Genomic DNA, 3052 nt, shown 5'->3' with positions numbered 1-3052 from the left:
GGGGCGGTGTCGGTAGTCGGGCAGGTAAGGGGTTCGGGGTGTGTCATTGCGGGAAAAGGCCGCCTTGTATCAGAATTTAATTTCTCCGACTATATTATTCCGGTTTGGCGTTTGGTAGCATCGGGGCGCTTTATCATCAGCCGATGCCGCTTTACATAATCCTCCTTTTCCGCAGACTTGGCGGCCGTTGCTTTTCCGCAGCAGGTTTTTCAGACGGCCTTTCCCCTGTATTTCAGACAATTACGCAAATAAAGCCGGGAAAGGGCGCAAGCGGTTTTGCTGAAAAGGGCAGTTATTGATAAAATGCACCATCGATACGGCCTGCCGCCGGAAAAGGGGCAGGATGCCGTCTGAAAATACACAAGGTATGGTATGAACAAACAAACACAATATGGCAAAGGCTTGTCCGGCTTTTTATCGGGTCTGCTGCTGGCAACGGCGGTCATCGTCGGTATCCTGTTTTTCCTGAATAAAGGCAACCAAACGGCCTTTAAAGACAGCGAAAGCAGCAAAGCCAAACCCGTTGAAACCGAGGTCTTGAAGCCGCAGCAGGTGGCTAAAGAAAAAGAAGCCGCCGAGCGCGCGCGTCTGGAGCGCGAAGCTGCGGAAGCGAAAGCCAAGGCTGAAGCGGAAGCCAAAGCACGCGCCGAGGCAGAGGCGAAAGCGCGTGCCGAAGCGGAAGCCAAAGCTGCTGCCGAGCAGGAAGAAGCCGCCCGCCGCGCGGAAGAAGAAGCAGAGCAGAAGCGCGCGCAGGAAGCCAAAGCCCGTGCCGATGCCCAAGCAGAGCAAGACCGCAAGCAGGCGCGTGCCGAGCGTGATGCCGCCGAAAAAGCCGCCGCGCAGAAACGCCAGGCCGAGCGCAAAGCCGAACTGGCCAAAAAACGTGCGGAAAAAGCCAAAGCCGACCAAGCGGCCGAGAAAAAAGCCGCAGCCGACCGCCTGACCGACAAGCAAAAAGCCCGCGCCGAGCGCAAGCTGGCCGAGAAAAAAGCAGCGGAAAAGAAAGCAGCAGAGAAAAAAGCCGCTGCCGCCAAAGCCGCTAAAAAAGAAGCCGACAAAAAGGCTGCCAAGCCGACCCCCGAGCAGATTCTGAACAGCGGCAGCATCGAAAAAGCCCGCAAAGCCGCCAGCGAAGAAGCGAAGAAACCGGCTGCCAAAGCCGCCGCCAAGAAAACCGAGAGCGTCGGCTCAGGTAAAAAAGTTCTGGTGCAGATGGGTTCTTACGGCGACCGCGCCAGCGCTGACGCGCAGCGTGCCAAGCTGGCGATGTTGGGCGTGCAGTCCAGCGTAGCAGCGGGCACGGCCAACGGTAAAAATGTGTACCGCGTGCAAAGCGGCGTGATGAGCCAGGAAGCGGCCAAGCGCGTGCAGCAGACTTTGCAGAAAAACGGCATCAGCAGCTTTACCCGGGCGGCCAACTGATGAAAGCCGCTGTGATGATGCAGAAAGCCGCAGTCTTATCGGCTGCGGCCTTACTCTTGCCTGCCGCATGGGCGGCGGAAGAAGGGCGCGATTATACCGTATGGGATAAACCCGTTGCCCAAACGCGTGCGGACAAGGTGGAGGTGTTGGAATTTTTCGGCTATTTTTGCCCGCATTGCTACAAGCTCGATCCCGTATTGCTGCGCCACAGCAAAACCTTTGCGCCCGATACTTATCTGCGTACCGAGCATGTGGTTTGGCAGCCGGAAATGCTGGGTTTGGCGCGGGTGGCTGCGGCTGTAAACAGCTCGGGCTTAAAGCATCAGGCCAATCCGGCCGTATTCCAAGCCGTGCAGGTGCAGGGCATCGATTTGAGCGACGAAGCCACGTTTACTCGATGGGCTGCCGCGCAGCGCGGTTTCGATGGGAAAAAACTGCTGGCCGCCTACCGCAGCCTGGAAAACCGCAAGCAGGCCGAGCGGATGCAGCAGCTGACCGTGCAGCACTATATCACGCAAACCCCGTTGGTGCTGGTGGGCGGAAAGTATCAGGTGAAGTTTCCCGACGGCTATGAGCAGGGCATGAAAACCGTTGATGAGCTGATTGCCAAAGTGCGCCGCGAGCGCGGTTTGAAATTCTGATGATTGATGAAGCACGGCCGGTTTGCTTCGCAATGAAACGATTAAGTAGGGCAGTCGTACCGGCTGCCCTTTGTTTTAAAGGCCGTCTGAAAGAGATTTATGGACATCGCATTATTATTCAAAGCCCTGATTTTGGGCATTATCGAAGGTTTGACCGAGTTTCTGCCGATTTCCAGCACCGGGCATCTGATTGTGTTCGGCGATTTGCTGAATTTCCACAGCAACGGCAAAGTATTTGAAATCGCCATCCAGCTGGGCGCGGTATTGGCGGTGATTTTCGAATACCGCAAACGCTTTACCGACATCATCGGCGGCATCGGCCGCGACCGCCGCGCCAACCGCTTCGTGCTCAATCTGGCCGTAGCTTTCGTGCCCGCAGCCGTGGTGGGTTTATTGTTCAGCAAACAGATTAAATTGTACCTGTTCAACCCGATTACCGTTGCCGCCATGCTGGTGTTGGGCGGCTTCTTCATCCTGTGGGTGGAAAAACGGCAAACCCGCAAAGCGCCGAAAGTGACCAGCGTGGACGATATGCGCCCGCGCGATGCTCTGGTGGTCGGCTGCGCGCAGATTTTCGCGCTGATTCCGGGTACGTCGCGCTCGGGCAGCACCATTATGGGCGGCATGCTGTGGGGTTTGGAGCGCAAAACCGCAACCGAGTTTTCCTTTTTCCTGGCCGTGCCGATGATGGTGGCCGCTACCGCTTATGATGTTTTGCGGCATTACAAACTGTTTACCCTGCAAGACATCGGCCTGATTGCCGTCGGCTTTGTCGCCGCCTTCATTTCCGGCCTGCTGGCGGTGAAAGCCCTGCTGAAATTCGTTGCCACCAAAAATTATGTGCCTTTTGCCTATTACCGCATCGCCTTCGGTGGCCTGATTTTACTGACTTGGCTGATGGGCTGGGTGGATTGGGCGGAATAAGCTGCCGGAATGATTTAAGCCGTCTGAAAACTTGGGTTTTCAGACGGCTTTTGTGTGGCAAAATA

General features: G+C 56.2%; 3 protein-coding genes. All 3 read left to right on the top strand.

Translation table 11 applies throughout. The features are described 5' to 3' along the window. Window positions 1-372 precede the first annotated feature (372 nt). The 3 genes from BDE01S_RS09495 (at window position 373) to BDE01S_RS09485 (ending at window position 2987) form a co-directional block, all read left to right on the top strand. A complete protein-coding gene (locus BDE01S_RS09495; protein WP_066080790.1) occupies window positions 373-1422 on the top strand; it encodes an SPOR domain-containing protein in 1050 nt (349 codons plus the stop codon). Then, window positions 1422-2063 carry a thiol:disulfide interchange protein DsbA/DsbL gene (locus tag BDE01S_RS09490; RefSeq protein ID WP_066080785.1) on the top strand — a complete coding sequence of 214 codons (642 nt, stop codon included), beginning with the start codon at window positions 1422-1424 and terminating at the stop codon, window positions 2061-2063. The genes BDE01S_RS09495 and BDE01S_RS09490 overlap by 1 nt, the downstream gene beginning before the upstream one ends. A 99-nt stretch (window positions 2064-2162) precedes the next feature. Then, a complete protein-coding gene (locus BDE01S_RS09485; protein ID WP_066080780.1) occupies window positions 2163-2987 on the top strand; it encodes an undecaprenyl-diphosphate phosphatase in 825 nt (274 codons plus the stop codon). Window positions 2988-3052: the final 65 nt, after the last annotated feature.

Origin of the sequence: Bergeriella denitrificans NBRC 102155 (assembly GCF_001592185.1) — a bacterium.
Lineage (GTDB): Bacteria > Pseudomonadota > Gammaproteobacteria > Burkholderiales > Neisseriaceae > Neisseria > Neisseria denitrificans.
The sequence above is the reverse complement of the archived record's forward strand: the minus strand, read 5'-3'. Positions and strand labels throughout refer to the sequence as shown.

Coding starts and splice junctions, on each gene's coding strand:
- BDE01S_RS09495 (WP_066080790.1), top strand. CDS start 373: ATGAACAAACAAACACAATATGGCAAAGGCTTGTCCGGCTTTTTATCG.
- BDE01S_RS09490 (WP_066080785.1), top strand. CDS start 1,422: ATGAAAGCCGCTGTGATGATGCAGAAAGCCGCAGTCTTATCGGCTGCG.
- BDE01S_RS09485 (WP_066080780.1), top strand. CDS start 2,163: ATGGACATCGCATTATTATTCAAAGCCCTGATTTTGGGCATTATCGAA.